Origin of the sequence: Leisingera daeponensis (genome assembly GCF_019801465.1) — a bacterium.
Classification (GTDB): Bacteria; Pseudomonadota; Alphaproteobacteria; order Rhodobacterales; family Rhodobacteraceae; genus Leisingera; species Leisingera daeponensis_A.
On the sequence record NZ_JAHVJA010000009.1, the window covers coordinates 1 to 17,642 of the forward strand.

The 17,642-nt window shown below is 63.9% G+C and carries 13 protein-coding genes; 6 read left to right on the plus strand and 7 right to left on the minus strand.

The window, feature by feature from the left end; translation table 11 throughout:
• Window positions 1–188: 188 nt before the first annotated feature.
• Both KUV26_RS17075 and KUV26_RS17080 read left to right on the plus strand, forming a co-directional pair.
• On the plus strand, window positions 189–2,264 hold the full coding sequence (locus KUV26_RS17075) for an FAD-dependent oxidoreductase (RefSeq protein ID WP_222509240.1): 2,076 nt from the start codon (window positions 189–191) through the stop codon (window positions 2,262–2,264).
• Window positions 2,264–3,463, plus strand: coding sequence for an aromatic ring-hydroxylating oxygenase subunit alpha (locus KUV26_RS17080; RefSeq protein ID WP_222509241.1), 1,200 nt, complete (start codon window positions 2,264–2,266; stop codon window positions 3,461–3,463). Before KUV26_RS17075 ends, KUV26_RS17080 begins: the two co-directional genes overlap by 1 nt.
• A gap of 24 nt (window positions 3,464–3,487) precedes the next feature.
• On the opposite strand, the gene KUV26_RS17085 is transcribed toward KUV26_RS17080, so the two are convergent.
• The gene (locus KUV26_RS17085) at window positions 3,488–4,696 is read right to left on the minus strand and encodes a mandelate racemase/muconate lactonizing enzyme family protein (protein WP_222509242.1); all 1,209 of its coding nucleotides are present in this window, start codon (window positions 4,694–4,696) and stop codon (window positions 3,488–3,490) included.
• Between the two features lie 13 nt (window positions 4,697–4,709).
• On the minus strand, window positions 4,710–6,368 hold the full coding sequence (locus KUV26_RS17090; protein ID WP_222509243.1) for a GMC family oxidoreductase: 1,659 nt from the start codon (window positions 6,366–6,368) through the stop codon (window positions 4,710–4,712).
• 105 nt (window positions 6,369–6,473) lie between these two features.
• On the opposite strand from KUV26_RS17090, the gene KUV26_RS17095 reads away from it, so the two are divergent.
• Window positions 6,474–7,361, plus strand: coding sequence for a LysR substrate-binding domain-containing protein (locus tag KUV26_RS17095; protein ID WP_222509244.1), 888 nt, complete (start codon window positions 6,474–6,476; stop codon window positions 7,359–7,361).
• Between the two features lie 42 nt (window positions 7,362–7,403).
• Here the strand turns inward: KUV26_RS17095 and KUV26_RS17100 are convergent, their stop codons facing one another.
• Entirely contained in the window at window positions 7,404–8,519 is a 1,116-nt protein-coding gene (locus KUV26_RS17100) for a cystathionine gamma-lyase (RefSeq protein WP_222509245.1), read from the minus strand.
• 116 nt (window positions 8,520–8,635) lie between these two features.
• A complete protein-coding gene (locus KUV26_RS17105; RefSeq protein ID WP_222509246.1) occupies window positions 8,636–10,327 on the minus strand; it encodes a thiamine pyrophosphate-binding protein in 1,692 nt (563 codons plus the stop codon).
• A 216-nt stretch (window positions 10,328–10,543) separates the two neighbouring features.
• Here KUV26_RS17105 and KUV26_RS17110 point away from each other — a divergent pair, with 216 nt between their 5' ends.
• Window positions 10,544–11,797, plus strand: coding sequence for an aminotransferase class V-fold PLP-dependent enzyme (locus KUV26_RS17110; protein ID WP_222509247.1), 1,254 nt, complete (start codon window positions 10,544–10,546; stop codon window positions 11,795–11,797).
• A 144-nt stretch (window positions 11,798–11,941) separates the two neighbouring features.
• Window positions 11,942–14,359 (plus strand): FAD-dependent oxidoreductase, encoded by a 2,418-nt coding sequence (locus KUV26_RS17115; RefSeq protein ID WP_222509248.1) that lies wholly within the window; start codon window positions 11,942–11,944, stop codon window positions 14,357–14,359.
• Window positions 14,360–14,491: 132 nt separating this feature from the next.
• Here the strand turns inward: KUV26_RS17115 and KUV26_RS17120 are convergent, their stop codons facing one another.
• From KUV26_RS17120 to KUV26_RS17130, 3 genes are all read right to left on the minus strand, one after another.
• Window positions 14,492–14,878: a type II toxin-antitoxin system death-on-curing family toxin gene (locus tag KUV26_RS17120; RefSeq protein WP_222509249.1), complete on the minus strand. Its 387-nt coding sequence runs from the start codon at window positions 14,876–14,878 to the stop codon at window positions 14,492–14,494.
• On the minus strand, window positions 14,875–15,099 hold the full coding sequence (locus tag KUV26_RS17125) for an AbrB/MazE/SpoVT family DNA-binding domain-containing protein (protein WP_024092785.1): 225 nt from the start codon (window positions 15,097–15,099) through the stop codon (window positions 14,875–14,877). Before KUV26_RS17125 ends, KUV26_RS17120 begins: the two co-directional genes overlap by 4 nt.
• 81 nt (window positions 15,100–15,180) lie before the next feature.
• Window positions 15,181–16,068, minus strand: coding sequence for a LysR substrate-binding domain-containing protein (locus KUV26_RS17130; RefSeq protein WP_222509250.1), 888 nt, complete (start codon window positions 16,066–16,068; stop codon window positions 15,181–15,183).
• 208 nt (window positions 16,069–16,276) lie between these two features.
• Here KUV26_RS17130 and KUV26_RS17135 point away from each other — a divergent pair, with 208 nt between their 5' ends.
• On the plus strand, window positions 16,277–17,638 hold the full coding sequence (locus tag KUV26_RS17135) for an MmgE/PrpD family protein (RefSeq protein WP_222509251.1): 1,362 nt from the start codon (window positions 16,277–16,279) through the stop codon (window positions 17,636–17,638).
• Window positions 17,639–17,642 lie beyond the last annotated feature (4 nt).

Consider the following 17,642-nt stretch of genomic DNA (forward strand, 5'->3'; position numbering starts at 1 on the left):
CGGCTTTGCCGACGTGAACAAGTTCTTCGAGGGCAGCCTGTTCTTCGATGCGGTCAACCCGGAGCTGGAAGGCCGCATGCTGAAGGAATTCGAGCGCATCAAGGCAGGCTTCTGATCCCGATAGCGGCGGGAACCGGCGCCCGCCGCTCCGCCAAGAGCCAACAATCAAGACAAAAGGATGTGCCAGCATGCCAGGCGCAAATGGGTATTCCGTTCTGTTCGAACCGGTGAAAATCGGCCCCGTCACCACCCGCAACCGGTTTTTCCAGGTGCCGCATTGCACCGGGTTGGGCCATGTCCGTCCGCAGGCAGAGGCTGCGGTACGTGCGATGAAGGCTGAGGGCGGCTGGTCCGTGGTCTCAACCCAGGAGACCGAAATCCACCCGACTTCGGACCTTGGCCCCTATGCAGAGCACCGGCTCTGGGACAAGCACGACGTCCCGGCGCTGCGGCTGATGACGGAGCAGGTCCATGCCAAGGGATCGCTGGCGGCGATCCAGCTCGCCCATAACGGCCACCACGCGATGAACCACCTGACCCGCGCCCCGGTACTGGGGGTGAGCGACCGGCCGATTGACGTTGTCTATCCCAAGCAGGCCCGCGCCATGGACAAGCAGGACATCCGCGACCTGCGCCGCTGGCACCGGGACGCAGCGCTGCGCGCCCGCGACGCGGGGTTTGACATCGTCTATGTCTACGCCGGCCACCAGATGACCCTGGCGCATCACTTCCTGCTGCCCCAGTACAACAGCCGCAGCGACGAATACGGCGGCTCGCTTCAAAACCGTGTCCGCCTGACCCGCGAACTGCTGGAAGACACCCGCGAAGTGCTGGACGGACACTGCGCCGTCGCCTTCCGCTTTGCTGTAGACCAGATGATAGGCACGGACGGCATGCAGGCCGGGGAGGAGGGCCGCGCGGTGGTGGAAATGCTGGCGGACCTGCCCGATCTCTGGGACGTGAATGTCGCGGACTGGAGCAACGACAGCCAGACCACCCGGTTCCAGCCCGAAGACGGCTATCAACTGCCCTACACCGAATTCGTGAAGCAGGTGACAAGCAAACCGGTGGTCGGCGTCGGCCGCTTCACTTCGCCCGACCTGATGGCCTCGCTGGTCTCCCGGGGCGTGCTGGACCTGATCGGCGCTGCCCGTCCGTCCATTGCCGACCCCTTCCTGCCCAAGAAGATCGAGGAAGGCCGGATCGAGGAAATCCGCGAATGCATCGGCTGCAACATCTGCGTCTCCGCGGACAACCTCGGCGTCCCGATCCGCTGCACCCAGAACCCCACGATGGGCGAAGAATGGCGCCGCAAATGGCATCCGGAGGTTATCGCGCCCAAACAGCAGGAAGAGGCCGTACTGGTGGTCGGCTCCGGCCCCGCGGGTCTGGAATGCGCAATGCAACTCGCCAGGCGCGGCTATCAGGTGACGCTGGCGGAAGCGTCAGGGGAATTTGGCGGACGGGTGCGGAAGGAAAGCAGGCTCAAGGGTCTGTCCGCCTGGAAACGGGTTGCCGACAACCGCCTGTGGGATCTCCAGCAGCGCGGCAACGTGCAGATGTTCACCGGCAGCTTGCTCACCGCGGCGGAGGTTGCCGATCTGGGGATTCCGAATGTCTTCCTTGCCACCGGCAGCAGTTGGCACCGCGACGGACGCGGGCGGACCTCGCCGTTGGCGCTGGCGATGGGCGGAATGCCTGTCTTCACTCCGGATGACATCATGGACGGCCTCCTGCCGCCGACTGACGGCCCGGTGCTGCTGTATGATGATGATCAGGGCTATATCGGCGGTGTGCTGGCAAGCCATCTTGCCGCCGCGGACCGCAAGGTGGTCTTGGCGACGCCGGGCGCCGTTGCCTCGGCCTTTACCGAACTCACTCTGGAGCAGCACCGGGTGCAGGCGGACCTGCTTCAGGCCGGAGTGGAGATCATCCCGCTGCACGCTCTGCAATCGGCGGACGCGTCCGGCGCGCTGCTGTCCTGCATCTACACCAGCCGCCCGCGCCGCGTGGACTGTGCCAGCGTGCTGATGGTCACCTCCCGCCAGCGCGGCACCGCGCTTTATGATGACCTCACTGCGCACCATGCAGACCGCTTCACCACGCTGGAGCTGATCGGCGATGCCGCCGCCCCGGGCCTGATCGCCGATGCGGTCTTTACCGGGCATCTCGCGGCGCGCAATTTCGAACGCGACCCGGAGGCCGCAGATGCCGACTGGTTCCGCCGTGAACTCATCTCACTCGAAGACATGGGAGGCGCATGATGCCGAAGGACGATCTGCAGCTGATGCGTGAACTGATCGACAGCCACCGTGAAGGATTTGCACTGGAGCGGCATTTCTATACCTCCCAGGCGGTTTACAACAATGACATCAAGATGTTTTGGAACCGCAACTGGATCTGGGCCGGGCATGTCAGTCAAATCGCCGAACCCGGAGACTACTTCCTGTTCGACTACGGGCCGGAGTCGGTGATCGTCGTGCGCGACCGCGAGGGCGAGGTGCGTGCGCATCTGAACGTCTGCCGTCACCGCGGCTCCCGCGTCTGCCTGGAAAGCCGGGGGTCCGCCCGGGTGTTCTCCTGCCCCTACCACGCCTGGACCTTCGGGCTGGACGGAAAACTCCGCGGCGGCCGCGCCATGGGGCCGGATTTCGACCCGTCCGATTACGGGCTGTTCCCGGTGCAGGTGCAGATCTTCCAAGGCCTCATCTTCATTTGCGCCGATGAAAACCCGCCGTCGCTGGAAGCAAGCCTCGACCGCCTCGCGCCTCTGTCGGCACCGATGGGATTGGACTACCTGAAACTCGCGCATGAGGCCTCCTACCCGGTGCCCGCCAATTGGAAGCTGGCGCTCGAAAACTACCTCGAGTGCTACCACTGCGCCCCTTCGCATCAGGAGTATTCCCGCAGCCACTCGCTTAAAGACTCGGCAGAGGTGGAAAAATACGGCGGCGCCCTGCGCGAGCGGTCTGCCGCCATCGGCCTGCCTGTCGAAGAACTGGACCTGACAGGCCCCAATGCGCTTGCACCGGGTACGGATGTCTACTGGCGCCGCTACCCGCTGTTTCCCGGCTACCAGACCGGCAGCAAGGACGGCGAACCGCTGGCGCCGCCTCTGGGCGGACTCACGGGCCATGACGGCGGCGCGACCGATCTGTCGGTCGGTGCGCTCAACTATTTCCTGATCTACGCCGATCATCTGGTGGGCTACCGTTTCGTGCCCCGCGGCCTTCAGGAAACCGACATCCAGATCGCCTGGTATGTGCGCGGCGACGCAGAGGAGGGCCGCGACTATGACAAGGAAGCGCTCACCTGGCTGTGGCATGTCACCTCGCTCGATGACGAGCGGATTATCCGCCACAACCAGGAGGGCGTGAACTCGCACCGGTTCGTGCCAGGCCCGCTGTCCGAAATGGAGTGGAGCCTGCCCGGCTTCTACCGCAGCTATTTCAGCATGATCTGAGAAGCCGGGATCGCTGGCGCAGGGCTATTGCACCACTGGTTCCTGCGCCAGCTCCAGGTGCAGCTCGCTGCCGGTGTAGGGGCTGGCGGCGATGGCTGCATCATCCAGTTCCACCCCCAGGCCCGGCTCCCTGGAAGGGATTACATAGCCATCCTCCCAGCTGATCGCGGATTTGAGGCAGGACATATAGGGGCCTTCGAAAGTGCCGATCGACTCGAGGATCAGGAAGTTCGGGCTGCAGGCGGAGATCTGGATGTTCGCCGCCGCCACCACAGGCCCGCAGTAAAGATGCGGCGCGATCTGGGCCTGCCGGGTCTCTGCCATGGATGCGATCTTTTTGGCCTCCAAGAGGCCGCCGACTCGCCCCAGGTCCATCTGCAGGATCGAGGCCGCCCCGGCCTCCAGCACGCGGGCGAACTCATGCTTGGTACAGAGCCGCTCGCCGGTTGAAATCGGCACCGCGGTGAAGCGCGCCACCTCTGCCATATCGGCGGGGTTCTCCGGCGGCACCGGCTCCTCGAACCACAAGGGCTCATAGGGTTCCAGCCGCCGCGCCATCCGCTTGGCGCCGGAGACGGTGAACTGGCCGTGGGTGCCGAACAGCAGGTCCGCGCGGGTGCCGACCGCCTCGCGGATGCGCTTCACGAACATCTCGCTGCGCTCCAGATCCTCCAGCCGCGGCTGATGCCCGTCATAGATCGTGTACGGCCCGGCGGGGTCGAATTTCACCGCGGTGAAGCCCTGCTCCACCCGCTTCAGCGCCACCTCCGCCGCGATGTCCGGGTCGTTGTAGACATTGGGCGTGTCCGGGTCCGGATAAACGTCGCCTTCTGGCGGGTAGAGGTATGTATAGCTGCGCAGCCGCTCATGCACCTGGCCGCCCAACAGTTCATACGCCGGCTTACCCGCAGCTTTGCCAATGATGTCCCAGCAGGCCATTTCCAACCCGCTCAGCACTCCCATCACCGTCACATCGGGGCGCATGGTGTAACCCGCGCCATAGGACTTGCGCCACAGCTTCTCGATATGGTGCGGGTCGCAGCCTTCGAACTGGCGGGCAAACAGCTCCTCTGCCATGGCGCAGCACAGGTCCGGGCCGAAGGTCGCGTTGTATATCTCGCCCACTCCGGTAATGCCGCAGGCGGTGGTCAGGCGCACAAAGATGAAATAGCGCCCGCCGTGGCGCGGTGGCGGGTTGCCGAACACAAAGGTCTCAATCTTGTCGAGCTTCATCTGAAATTCCCTGTCATTCAGCCGCCAAGGGCCTGTTTTCATTATCTTCCAGAACCATTTCGGCACCGCGCGCCGCCAGCATCATCGTGGGCGCATTGGTATTGCCCGAGGTCACATTCGGGAACGACGACGCGTCAATCACCCGCAGGCCCGCCATCCCATGCACCCTGAGCCGCGCATCCAGGACCGAGTCGGTTGCAGTATGCCCCATCCGGCACGTGCAGCTTGCATGAAACACGCTGCCCGCGCGTTCACGGAAGTTTTCCAGCAGCGCAGCATCATCCATCCCGGCGATATCCGGCACCCGCTGCTCCCGCGTGACCCGTTTCATGGCGGGGGTTGCGGCCAGCGCCTGCAGCAGATGGCTGGCGCGGATGGCGGTCGCCTTGTCTTCCTCCGCCGACAGCGAGTTCGGCTCGATCAGCGGTGCCTGGCCTGGGTCGGCGGACTGGATATTGATCTGCCCTCGGCTGACCGGGCGGCTCGGTTGCACGCACAGCAGAAAGCCGTTGTCCTTGTCAATCTGAGGCTTGCCGTTTGCCTGTGTCGAGTAAGACGCCGGGTTGCAATAGACCTGCACATCCGGCAGCGCCGCGCCCGCCGTGCGGACAAAGCCGCTGCACTGATTGACCGGTACGCTCAGCGGCCCTTTGCGGGTCAGCACATAGTGCAGCCCGGCCTTCATCTGCTTGGCCAAACTGCCCAGCCGGTCGTTCAGCGTCGCTGTATTGGCCCAGAAGAAATGCGAGACCGCCAGATGGTCCTGCAGCCCCTGCCCCACCTGCGGCAGGTCATGCGCCACCTCGATCCCATGCCGCTGCAGCAGCGCCGCGGGGCCTATGCCGGAAAGCTGCAAGAGCTGCGGAGAGTTCACCGCGCCGGCGCTGAGGATCACCTCGCGCGCGGCCTTGGCGGTTTGCGGTTGGCCTTTCACCCGGAAGGCCACGCCGGTGGCCCGCCAGCCCGCGGTCAGCACTTTCTCTACCAGCGCGCCGCTGATCACCGTCAGGTTGCCGCGTTTCATCGCGGGCCGCAGGAACGCATCCGCCGAGGACCAGCGCCGCCCGTCCTTCACCGTGCTGCGGACATAGCCCATGCCCTCGCCGGGCAGCGTATTGACCCCTTCCTCCGCCGCGGCGTTCATGTCCGGCAGGAACGGCCAGCCCATGTCCTGCCCGGCGGCGAGAAAGTTTTTGGCAAAGGGATGCATCCGCTCGCTGAGGTCGGTAACCCGCACCGGCCCCGTCCCGCGCAGACGGCGGCGGCCCTGATGCCATTCGTCGTTGGTCTCCAGCGCTTCATAGCTGCGGCGCACGTTCTCCCAGCCCCAGCCGGTTGCGCCTGCGGTGTCCCAGTCGTCGAAATCATGCGGCAGCCCGCGCACATAGGCCATCGCGTTGATCGAACTGGAGCCGCCCAGCACCTTGCCCCGCGGCCAATAGGCCGCGCGCCCGTTCAGCCCCGGATCCGCCGCCGCCGAATAACGCCAGTTCACCTTGGGATCCGAGAAGGTGAAGCCATAACCAACTGGGATCTTGATCCAGAACCGCTGGTCGCTGCCGCCGGCCTCGATCAGCAGCACCTTGTAGCGGCCATTGGCAGTCAGCCGTTCGGCGAGCACACAGCCGGCCGAACCAGCGCCCACGATGATGAAGTCGAATGTCTGCGCCATGGCAAGCCTGATCCGTTGAGTTCCCGCCAAATTGCGCAGCGCGTATGATATAAATCAAACAATGTGTTTTGCCCCTATGGCTTAACTATGCTTAAAGCTTTTGCCATGACCGACCTGCCCCATGTCACTTGGCTCAAGGCCTTTGAGGCCGCCGCACGGCTGAATAGTTTCTCCGCCGCGGCGGAGGAGTTGGGCCTCACGCCCGCTGCCATCAGCCAGCAGATCCGCCTGCTGGAAAAACACTTGAATGCCCAGCTGTTCAAACGCCTGCCACGTGGTGTCGCGCTAACCGACACCGGCCAGGCCTATGCCCAGCCGATCCGCAAATCCTTCATCGACATGCAGCAGGCCACCGCCGGCCTGTTCGGCAAGAAACGCAAGCGGGTGGTCAGGGTGCGGGCCTCGATTTCCTGCGCGGCCTTGGTCATCGCGCCCCAGCTTGGCCGTTTTCAGGCGACGCACCCGGATATTCTGGTAGAGCTGACCACGTCCATCTGGGCCAACCGGTTTGACGAGGAAGGTCTGGACATCGACATCCGCTATGGCGGCGACTGGCAGGAGAGCGAGGTTCTGCATCTGGGCCACGAAAACGCTGTGCCCGTCTGCAGCCCTGGTTACCTGCACGATCTGGGCGGCAGCCCTTCGATCCATGATCTGGCCGGATCCGATGTGGTGCAGATCTTCGGCTCGGAAACCGACTGGGGCCGCCTGTCGGAGCTGCACGGGCTGAACCTGCAGACACCGGCAGACTGGTTAAAGGCGGATTCATCACTGCTGGCGCTACAGACCATCGCGGCAGGCCACGGGGTGACGATGGTGCTGGAAAGTTTTGCCAGACAATACATCGAGCAGGGGCTGGTAGTGGTTCCGACCACCTTTAAGCTGCCGAAACGGCGCTCGCATTACATTGTGATCAATGACCGGGCTGGCCAGCGCGAGGAGGTCAAGACCTTCTGCAGCTGGCTCATGTCGCTGTACCAGGCGCTGATCTGAAGCGGTTTTCCACCCGTTTTTGCTGCGGCAGTTGTGGCTTTGCTATTCCAGCAGAGCATCCAGAGACGCGGCCATCGCGCTCCACAATTCCTCTGCCGGTTCGGTGCCGACCGAAATGCGGATAAACCCCGGCGCAACCGCATCGCCCCAACGGGCGCGGCGCTCCGCCGAGGTGTGGATACCGCCGAAAGACGTCGCAGAGCGGATCAGCGGGCAGGTGTTGATGAAGGAATCGGCCTGTTCCGCACTGTCCAGCGTGATCGAGATCAGGAAACCGAACCGGGACATCTGCTGTTTCGCCAGCTCAAACGAGGGGTCGGATTTCAGCCCCGGAAAGCGGATCGCCTGCACCAGCGGATGCGCTGCCAGCCGTTCGGCCAGCACCTCAGCGGTGCTGCACATGCGGTCAAAACGCACGTCCAATGTTTCCAGCCCGCGGTGCGCGAGCCAAGCCTCCTGCGGGCCGGGGATGCCGCCGCCGAACTGGCGCCATTCGCGCGCGGCCTGCAGCACATCCGAATTGCGGGTCGCCAGATGCCCCATCAGCACATCGGAATGCCCGCCCGGCGCCTTGGTGTCAGAGGCCACCACGACATCCGCACCCAGTTCCATCGGGCGCTGGCCCAGCGGGGTCATGGTGGTGTTATCGACAATCAGCAGCCCGCCAGCGGCGTGAACCGCCTCAGCAATCGCGTGCAGGTCGCACAGGTCCAGGCCGGGGTTTGAAGGGGTTTCCGCAAAAACAACGTCAAAACCTTCGAAGCCGCCCTCGGCAAAACTGGTGGTGGGGCGCTGGTGAACTTCCACGCCGAGGCTCTGCAGGAACCGCTCGCTCAGGCGCCGGGTCACATAATAGCCGTCCGACGGGATCAGCAGTTTCGACCCTCCCCTCACGGTGGCAAACAGCGCCGCAGAGATCGCCGCCATGCCAGACGGAAAGGCCAGCGCGGGCGCGTCTTCCAGGTATGCCAGAACATGTTCCAGATGCTCCCAGGTGGCATTGTCCACCCGGCCATAGCTGGGACCGCCGGTCCAGTCGCCCGGCAAGTGGTACATCGAGCTTTGCGTCAGCGGCAGGGCCACCGGATCGCCCTCGGACAGCGTGTTGCCGCGCAAATGCAGCATGGCACCGGATTTTGGAGCGGTGGGAGTATCCATTTAAGGCGCCTTTCCTGTGTACGGGTCAACGGATTCATAGCGGCCCCCCTTCAAAGGAAACAAGGCCGGAAACGCAGGGTTCCCGGCCTTTCGCTTTGATCCCTTATTAAATGCCCTCAGCCCATCCAGCGGCGCACGGGGGCGGCGGATTCTTCCAGCGGCTGACAAACAACGTCGATCAGGGTGGGACCGTCATGGGCAAAAGCTTCCTTAAGCGCCTGGTCCAGATCTTCCGGCTTCTCGACCCGCCAGGTCCTGACTCCGAATGCCTCCGCCACCGCGGCGTGGTTGGTGCGTTTGAAGTCCACATTGTAATAGCGCTTATCGCAGTCGTCGCGCTGGCTCGCCTTGATCCAGCCGAAGTTCGCATTGGAGAACACCACATAGGTGATGGGTGCCGCGCAGCGCACCACGGTTTCCAGTTCGCCGCAAGTGAAGTTGAAGGAGCCGTCGCCCATAATGCCCACAACCTTGGCTCCGGGCCGCCCGAACCAGGCTCCGAGCGATGCAGACAGCGCGTAACCCAGGGCACCGTGGGCGCGGTTGGTGATGTACTGACGGCCCGGATGCTTCTGCTGCGAGTAGGCGTTGTAGTAGGGGCAGCTGGTTCCGGGATCGGAGACCACGATGGCGTCATCCGGCAGATTCCGGTTCAGGGTATGGATGATCTGTTCCGGCAGAACCTGTTTGGTCTTGCTGTGCGCCAGCTCTTCGAATTTGGCAAACTTGCGCTGCTTGATGTCGGCCACTTTGGCGGCGCCGCCAAATGCCGGCAAATCGCCTTCGCGGCCATCCAGATAGGCATTCACCGTCTGCAGCGCCAGTTTCAGGTCGGCAACCACACCCTCCTCAGTCGGGTAATTGGCGCCGATTACCATCGGGTCATTGTCGAAATGCACGATGCGCTGGCCGGGCCTGGGCGCCTCCCAGCGCGAGGTGGTGGTGGAGCCGGCGCGGCAGCCCATGAAAACCACCAGATCGGCAGCTTCCATCATCTCCCAGGTCTCGTCGGTGCCGCCGTTGGAGCCGACCACGCCGAGAGACAGCGGGTGGGTGTCGGCGAGCGCTCCCTTGCCCGAGATTGAGGTCCCGACAGCGATATCCAGGCGGGTTGCCAACCTGCCCAGCTCTTCCATAGCGCCTGAAATCACCACGCCGCCACCGCAGACGATCAGCGGAGACTTGGCGCTGAGGATGGCCTTGACGGCAGCCTCCGCCGTGCCCGGCTCCGGCGCCGCGCGGTAGGCGGGGTAGCTTTGATGCTTCGGGTCGCCCCAGATATCACTGGCCGGCACATCGTCATACTGGATGTCATAAGGCAGCCCCAGATGCGCCGAGCCGGAACGGCCGGTTGTCATTGCCCGGAACGCCTGGCGCACCATGCGCGGGATATGCTCGGCGCGCCTGATCACCGTGTTGAATTTTGTGAGGGGGCCCATCAGGACCTCCTGATTCACCTCGGTCAGCGGGTATTTCCCGTAGGAACCGATGGAAATGTCAGTGGTGATCGCCAGCACCGCATAGGAGCTTTCGTTAGCCTCGATCAGCCCCGGCAGGATGTAGGTGGCGCCGCCGCCCGAGGGGCCTTCGCAGACCCCCACCCGCCCGGTCACGCGGGAGAATCCGTCCGCCATATAGGCCGCGCTGCGCTCGTCGCGGGTAAGGACATGGGTGATGCCATGCTCCAGCCGGTTCATCGCATCATAGAAGGGCAGCGTGGTATCGCCGCAAAGGCCGAAGATATGAGTAACGCCATGCGCCTCAAGCGAGCGCACCATCGCCTCGGCGCCGTTCATCGTATTCTTCATTTGGACCTCCAAAAACCTGTCCGAAAACATTCCGGGAAACGCCCGGGATTCGCGCTCAGAACTGTATACAGGTCTGTAGAAATTTTTGAAGGCATAATCAGACCACAGGCTGCCACAGAGTTTTCCGGCACTGAGACCCGGAATTTTTTGTATGCCGCTGCCGCCCGAACACCCTACTGTGGCGGGAAATCAATTGCTTTCCCGGTTGGACCTGCCATGCCCCAGATCACTGCCACTCTCCTTGATCAGATCCGCGCCCGCTTTGCCCAGGTGGAAAACTGCCCGCAGCAGGGCAGCCGCATCTTTTTTGAAAACGCCGGCGGTGCGTTGTCACTGAATTCGGTGGTGGAGACCTCCGCCCGCTATGCCGCGATCCCCGACAACCAGGGCCGCGACAACTCCGGCAGTCATGAGCTGGTGCGGGTTATCACCAAGGCCAAGGACGACATGCGCGTGATGATGAACGCGCCCGGCGGCCAGTTCTTCGCTGGCGAAAGCGGTACCGAACTGCTGTTCCGCCTGATTATGAACGCCTGTCTTGGCACCTCCGAAGGCAGGACTGTGCTGGGCTCGACGCTGGAGCACCCGGCCACCCGCTCCGCCTGCGCCCGCTGGGCTGGGGTGGCGCGGCAGAACCATGTGCTGATCCCACATGATGATGCCAGCGGCACGATCACCGCTGATGCCTACGCCAAAGCGGTCACACCGGATGCGGTTGTGGCAACCATCGTCCATACCTCGCCAGTGACCGGTATGGGCGTGGATGTGGCCGCCTGCGCTGCCGCCATCCGTGAAGTCGCTCCAGAGTGCTTCATCATCGTGGACGGCATCCAGCACGCCGCCCACGGGCGCATCGACCTGACCGCCTACGGCGTGGATGGCTATGTGATCTCGCCCTACAAGATGTTTTCGCGTCATGGCTACGGGCTCGCCTGGATCTCGGACCGGCTGACCGCGCTGCCGCATAACTGCCTGATCGACGGGCCCGCGGACAACTGGGAAATGGGCACCCGCGACACCGGCAGCTATGCGACGCTGTCGGATGTGGCCGCCTACCTGGAGTGGCTCGGCGGCGAGGTCAGCGATGCCACGGACCGGCGCGCAAAATTCGTGGCGGCGGGGGAGGCTATCCACACCCACGAGAAAGCCCTGACCGACGCGATGATCCAGGGTACAGGCAACCTGCCCGGCCTTGCCGAAATGGACGGCGTCACCATTTTGGGCGGCGCCGACAACCCCGCGCGCGAGGGGCTGGTGTCGCTGGCCGTGGACGGGGTGCCTTCGGTGGAGGTGGTCAAACGCTTGAACGAACAGGGCATCCGCACCCATCTGCGCAAGGCGGACCATTATTCCGGCAACATTCTGACGCCCCTTGGCATGGACAGCTGCGTGCGCGTTTCCATGTGCCACTACAACAGCGTGGGCGAAGTGGCGAAGTTCTTGGGCGTGATGAAAGAGATCACCGGATGACCCATCGAATCCGGGGCCAATGGGTTTGAATTCTTCACGGGTCATCACCCGCCCCCGCCGCTAGGGTCGCCGGGAAGGATACAGCGGCCCTCCCCAGCCTGCAGGGAGCGCCGTTTCAGGCACGCAGGCAAGGGAACATGACGCATGAAAACCCATGCACAGGCAGTTGTCATCGGCGGCGGGCTGGTCGGCTGCTCGATCCTCTACCACCTGGCGAAACTCGGCTGGAAAGACGTGGTGCTCTTGGAACGCGACGAGCTGACCGCCGGCTCCACCTGGCATGCGGCGGCCAACATCCACGGGCTGCACGACAACAACAACGTGACCCGTGTCCAGCACTATACCATGAACCTGTATAAAGAGCTGGAAAAGGAAACCGGCCAAGGCTGCGGCGTGTTCCAGCCGGGCTCCCTGTACCTCGCCAAGACCGAGGAGCGTGAGCACCAGTTGCGCTTGCAGGAGGCCAAGGCGAAATACTACGGCCTCAACTTTCATGAGGTCAGCCGCGAACAGGCCAAGGAACTGCACCCGCTGGCGCAGTTCGACGACATCCGCTGCATCATGTTCGAACCCGACGGCGGAAACGTCGACCCCTCGGGCGTGACCATGGCCTATGCCGCCGGCGCCCGCGCCATGGGCGCCCAGATCGAACGCTTCTGCCCGGTGATCGGCACCGAGCAGCAGCCCGACGGCTCCTGGATCGTGAAGACGGAAAAGGGCGACATCCACACCCAGTGGGTGGTCAACGCAGGCGGCCTCTGGGGCCGCGAGGTGGCGGCGATGGCGGGCCTCACCCTGCCGTTGCAGCCGACCGAGCATCAGTATTTCGTCACTGAATCCATCGACGAGGTTGCCAATCTGGGCCGCCGCCTGCCCTCAATCGCCGACCGCGACGGCGAATACTACTTCCGTCAGGAGGGCAACGGCTTCCTGATCGGCGCCTATGAGAAGGACATGCGCTTCTGGGCCGAGGACGGAACCCCGCTGGACTTTGCCCATGAGCTGTTCCCCGACGATCTGGACCGGATCATGGAGAACGTGATCCGTGCCACCGAACGCGTTCCTTGTGCCGAAACCGCCGGCGTCAAACGCGTCATCAACGGCCCGATGATCTGGTCGCCCGACTCCAACGCCATCTGGGGCCCGGTGCCGGAGCTGAAAAACTACTTCTGCTGCACCGGCATCATTCCCGGCTTCTCCCAGTCCGGCGGCCTCGGTTTGCTGGCGGCGCAGTGGATGATCGAGGGCGAACCGCAATACGATATGTTCGCTTGGGATCTCGCGCGCTTTGGCGACTGGGCCGACAAGGCATTCACCAAGGCCCGGGTCGAGGACCAGTACGCCCACCGCTTTGCCATCCATTTCCCGAACGAGGAACGCAGTGCCGGCCGCCCGGCCCGTGTGCGTCCCGCGTACGAGCTGCAAAAGGAAATAGGCTGCGTCTTTGGCCTCAACTGCGGCTGGGAGCATCCCCTGTGGTTCTCCGGCACGCCCGGCACCCAGGACACCAACAGCTTCACCCGCCAGAACTGGTGGGAGCCGGTGGGCCGCGAGGTCAACATGCTGCGCGAAAACGTCGGTGTAATCGACATCTCGAACTTCGCCAACTACGTGATCAAGGGGCCGGGCGCGTTTGACTGGCTGGACAAGCTGGTTGCCAACAAGGTGCCCACTGAGGTGGGCCGCAGCTGCCTCACCCCGCTGATCTCGGTCCGCGGCGGCGTGGCCGGCGATTTCACCATCAGCAAGGTGGCGGATGACGAGTACATGATGGTCGGCTCCGGTATGGCGGAACGCTATCACCAGCGGTTCTTCAACATGATCGAGCTGCCCGAAGGCACCACGTTTGAGGTCGCGACCAACCGCATCGCGGGCTTCAACGTGGCCGGTCCGAAATCCCGCGAGATGCTGCAGCGGCTGACCAATGCGGATCTGTCGAACGAGGCTTACCGCTTCATGCGCTCGCGCACCATCGACGTGGCCGGTGTGGAATGCCTGGCGATCCGCGTGTCCTTCACCGGCGATCTGGGCTGGGAACTGCACTGCGCGGAAAGCGATCAGGTCAAGCTGTACTCCGCCCTGCTGGCGGCAGCCGCAGAGTTTGACGGCGGCCCGGTTGGCGGCCGCGCGCTCGGCTCCCTGCGGATCGAGAAGGGTTATGGCTCCTGGGGCCGCGAATACAGCCAGGAATACTGGCCGCAGGAGGTTGGCCTGGCCGGTCTCATCAAGCTGGACAAGGACTTTCTGAACAAGGACGCCTATCTGAAGGTCAAGGACAACGCCCCGCGCGAAGTTCTGTCAGCCTTCGAGATCGACACGGTGAACGATGCCGATGCCTCGGGCGGCGAGCCGGTCTTCACCCCGGACGGCAAACCGGTGGGCCGGGTGACCTCAGGCGCCTACGGCTACTCCGTCGGCAAGTCGCTGGCGCTGGGGTATGCCAACCCGGCGGTTGCTAAGCCGGGTGACGAGGTCGAGGTCTTCATCCTGGGCAAGCCGCATAAGGCGCGCATTCTGGAAGCGGCGGCCTTTGATCCTTCGGGCGCGCGACTGCGGGCCTAAGCAGGCTCCACCGCCCGACTAGAAACACCAAGGGCAGCGCCCGACCCTGGGTGGGTGCGAAAGCGCCCTCCCGTGGGGAGGGTCGGGCGCTGCCCGGCCTTCGTCCGGGCGGGACTTACCTGTGGGGCAGAGCTAAATCGGCTGCATCCCCGCCGTCAGCCATTGCGCGAAACGGGCCTCATCCACATCCCCCGTGGCGAGGTCCTCCATCATTCGCACGCCCTCCACCAGGTCCGGGCGGAACTGGTATCCGTTCAGCCGCAGAAAGGTAACGGCGGTCACAAAGGCCGTGCGCTTGTTTCCATCGACAAAGGCATGCGCCTTGGCGAGCCCGAACGCATAGGCCGCGGCAACCTCCGCCACGCCTGCATCCGAATAGGCCGCAAGGTTCATCGCCCGCGCGCAACCCATCTCCAGCAGCGCCCTGTCACGCATCCCCGCCGCGCCGCCGTGGCGGGCAATCTGCCGGTCATGAATGACAGTAACGGCTGCCAGCGGCACCCATTTATAAGTGCTCACGCAAGCGCCTGCAGCAGATCACGGTTCTCATCCATCACGATCTCGGCCGCGGCCAGCGCCTCGGCCACCGAGGGGTCATGCGCCATCACCCTAAGGCTGCCATCATCGCCGCGCACCACAAACAGCGTGTCGCCTTCCTTGGCGTCCAGCATGGTGAGCATCTCCGTCGTCAGCGTGATGACGGCAGAGTTTCCGACTTTCCTGATCTTGGTCTCAATCATTGGCAGGCCTCATGTATATATACCCGTATATACGTCAAGGACCGCCGAATTTCAATGTCTGCGGCAAACGGCGGTCAGGCCCTACACATCCATCTCCGCCGCAGCCTTCAGCAGCCAGGTCTTGAAATGCTTGACCGAAGGCGTTGCCGCCTTGTCCTTGAAGGTGGCGAAATAGGTCCAAGGGCAATCAAGGTCGAAATCGAAAGGCTCCACCAGCCGCCCGTCTGCTACATGGAACCGGACTAGTGTTTTCGGCAGCACTGCGCAGCCCAACCCGTTTGCAGCAAACTCCAGCCCCATGTTGGAGGAATTGGTCTGCAAGCCCCCCTTCAGCTCGATGCCGGCCAGCCCATAATGCTTGGCTATCTTCTCCCAGTATATCGGCCGTCCCAGGATGTGGATCAGCTTCGCCTGCACCAGTTGTTCCGGCCGGGTCAGCACCTCGCCCGCGACCTGGAAGTCTGGCGCACAGACCAGCGCCAGCTTCTCGTCCCACAACTTGACCGCCGGTCCCATCACGTCATCGACATGGTTGATGGTGATGGAAATGTCCGAAACATTGGTTTCCACATCCACCCAGATGGTGCTGTGGATGGTCAGATCGATATCCGGATGCGCCGCGGAAAACCCCTCGATCACCTTCAACAGCCAGCGTTCCGCCAGGCTGACCGGGCAGGAGATCACCACCTCCCGCTTGTGGCTTTGCGAGATCAGGAGCTGGGTGGCTGAATCAATCTCCTGCAGCGCATGACGGACCGAGGGCAGATACGCCTCGCCCACATCGGTCAGCGACAGCGACCGCGGATGGCGCACGAACAGCGGGCGGCCGATGAACTCCTCCAGGCTGCGGACGTGGTTGGACACCGCCGACTGAGTGCAGTTCAGCTCGTCCGCTGCAGAGGTAAAGCTGAGATAGCGCGCGGCGGCCTCAAAAGAACGCAGGAAGGTCAGGTGGGGGAGATTCTTCATCAATCAATCCGCTGGCGGTTTCGGGCCATGTTCACATGCTTTGGAATGCGCCGCAATTCCCAAGGGTTAGCGCCCCGAAGTGGTCAGAAACCGACGTTTAGCACGCAGCTCGCGAAATAAAGGGGGCCTATGACCCCGGTTTAATTGCGGGTCACCCGGCACCAATGCCCCTAGCCTTTGGTCAATGACCTCAGATGGACCGCCTGACATGACAGCCACATTCAACCGCGTCGCTGACTTCACCTTCGGACTGCACCCCGAAGACCTGCTGGAAACCACCCGCGAGGCCGCGGCGCTGATGTTCCTGGACACGCTGGGCATCACTATCGGCGCCACCCCGATGGAGGCCGGGCGCATCGCCCGCGATACCGCCGTGGCGCTTTATGGCTGCGGCGAGGAGGGTTTGGCCGCGCGCATGATGTTCGACGGCCGCCGGGTCAGCGTCGCGGGCGCCGCCTATGCCGCCGCCACCGCCACAGACAATCTGGACGGCCACGACGGTTACTACCCGACCAAGGGCCATATCGGCGTGGTGGTGATCCCGGCCATCGCCGCACTTGCGGAAACCGTCCCGGACTTTTCGGGCCCCGAGGCGCTGGCCATCACCACCCTGGGCTATGAGCTGGCAGGCCGCGCTGCCCTGTCGCTGCATGCCACCGTCAGCGACTACCACACCTCCGGCGCCTGGAACGCACTGGGGGTGGCGGCAATGGCAGCGCGGATGCGCGGCCTCAGCCGTGACCAGCTGCGCGAGGCGCTGGGGATCGCCGAATTCCACGGCCCGCGCAGCCAGATGATGCGCGAGATCGCCAACCCCTCGATGCTGCATGACGGCTCCGGCTGGGGCGCGATGGTGGGCATGTCGGCGGCGGTTCTGGCCGAGAAGGGTTTCACCGGCGCCCCCGCCATCACCATCGAGGAAGACCGGGTGGCGGAGCACTGGGACGACCTCGGCAGCTTCTGGCAGATGGAGCATCAGTACGTGAAGCCCTACCCGATCTGCCGCTGGGCCCATGCCCCGATCGACGCGCTCCGGCAGGTGATGCTGGAGCACGGCCTGACCCACGAACAGCTTGCCAGGATCCACATCAACACCTTCCACGAAAGCGCCTGCCTCTACCCGGGCATCCCCGCGACCACCAGCCAGGCGCAATATTCGCTGGGCTTTGCGGTGGCGGTGCAGGCGGCTTATGGCCGGATCGGCGTCGAGCATATCTCAGGCGAGGGGCTGGCGGACCCACGTGTGGCCTCGATCCACGAGCGGATCTCGGTCGCGGAGGCCGCGCGCCATTCGGTCCGCTTCCCGGCCTGCCGGGTGGCCGATGTGGTGGTGACGCTGACCGACGGGCGAGTGCTGGAGACAGGAGATGTCCACGCCCGCGGCGGCCCCGAGGCGCCGTTCTCGCAGGACGACATCGTGCGGAAGTTCATGGAGTTTGCCGCCCCCGTGCTTGGCGAGGCCCGCGCCGGCGCAATCCGCGATACGGTGCTGGGATTCACCCGCGACGGCAGCAAATTCTCCGATCTGAGCCGTCTGATCTATGACGCGCCGGAAATCAGAGCCTTCTAACAGA

Bases quoted from the DNA above. Each gene is read 5' to 3' on its own strand.
- KUV26_RS17115 (WP_222509248.1), top strand. From the start codon at position 11,942: ATGAAAACCCATGCACAGGCAGTTGTCATCGGCGGCGGGCTGGTCGGC.
- KUV26_RS17105 (WP_222509246.1), bottom strand. From the start codon at position 10,327: ATGAAGAATACGATGAACGGCGCCGAGGCGATGGTGCGCTCGCTTGAG.
- KUV26_RS17085 (WP_222509242.1), bottom strand. From the start codon at position 4,696: ATGAAGCTCGACAAGATTGAGACCTTTGTGTTCGGCAACCCGCCACCG.
- KUV26_RS17100 (WP_222509245.1), bottom strand. From the start codon at position 8,519: ATGGATACTCCCACCGCTCCAAAATCCGGTGCCATGCTGCATTTGCGC.
- KUV26_RS17135 (WP_222509251.1), top strand. From the start codon at position 16,277: ATGACAGCCACATTCAACCGCGTCGCTGACTTCACCTTCGGACTGCAC.
- KUV26_RS17090 (WP_222509243.1), bottom strand. From the start codon at position 6,368: ATGGCGCAGACATTCGACTTCATCATCGTGGGCGCTGGTTCGGCCGGC.
- KUV26_RS17110 (WP_222509247.1), top strand. From the start codon at position 10,544: ATGCCCCAGATCACTGCCACTCTCCTTGATCAGATCCGCGCCCGCTTT.
- KUV26_RS17130 (WP_222509250.1), bottom strand. From the start codon at position 16,068: ATGAAGAATCTCCCCCACCTGACCTTCCTGCGTTCTTTTGAGGCCGCC.
- KUV26_RS17095 (WP_222509244.1), top strand. From the start codon at position 6,474: ATGACCGACCTGCCCCATGTCACTTGGCTCAAGGCCTTTGAGGCCGCC.
- KUV26_RS17125 (WP_024092785.1), bottom strand. From the start codon at position 15,099: ATGATTGAGACCAAGATCAGGAAAGTCGGAAACTCTGCCGTCATCACG.
- KUV26_RS17080 (WP_222509241.1), top strand. From the start codon at position 2,264: ATGCCGAAGGACGATCTGCAGCTGATGCGTGAACTGATCGACAGCCAC.
- KUV26_RS17075 (WP_222509240.1), top strand. From the start codon at position 189: ATGCCAGGCGCAAATGGGTATTCCGTTCTGTTCGAACCGGTGAAAATC.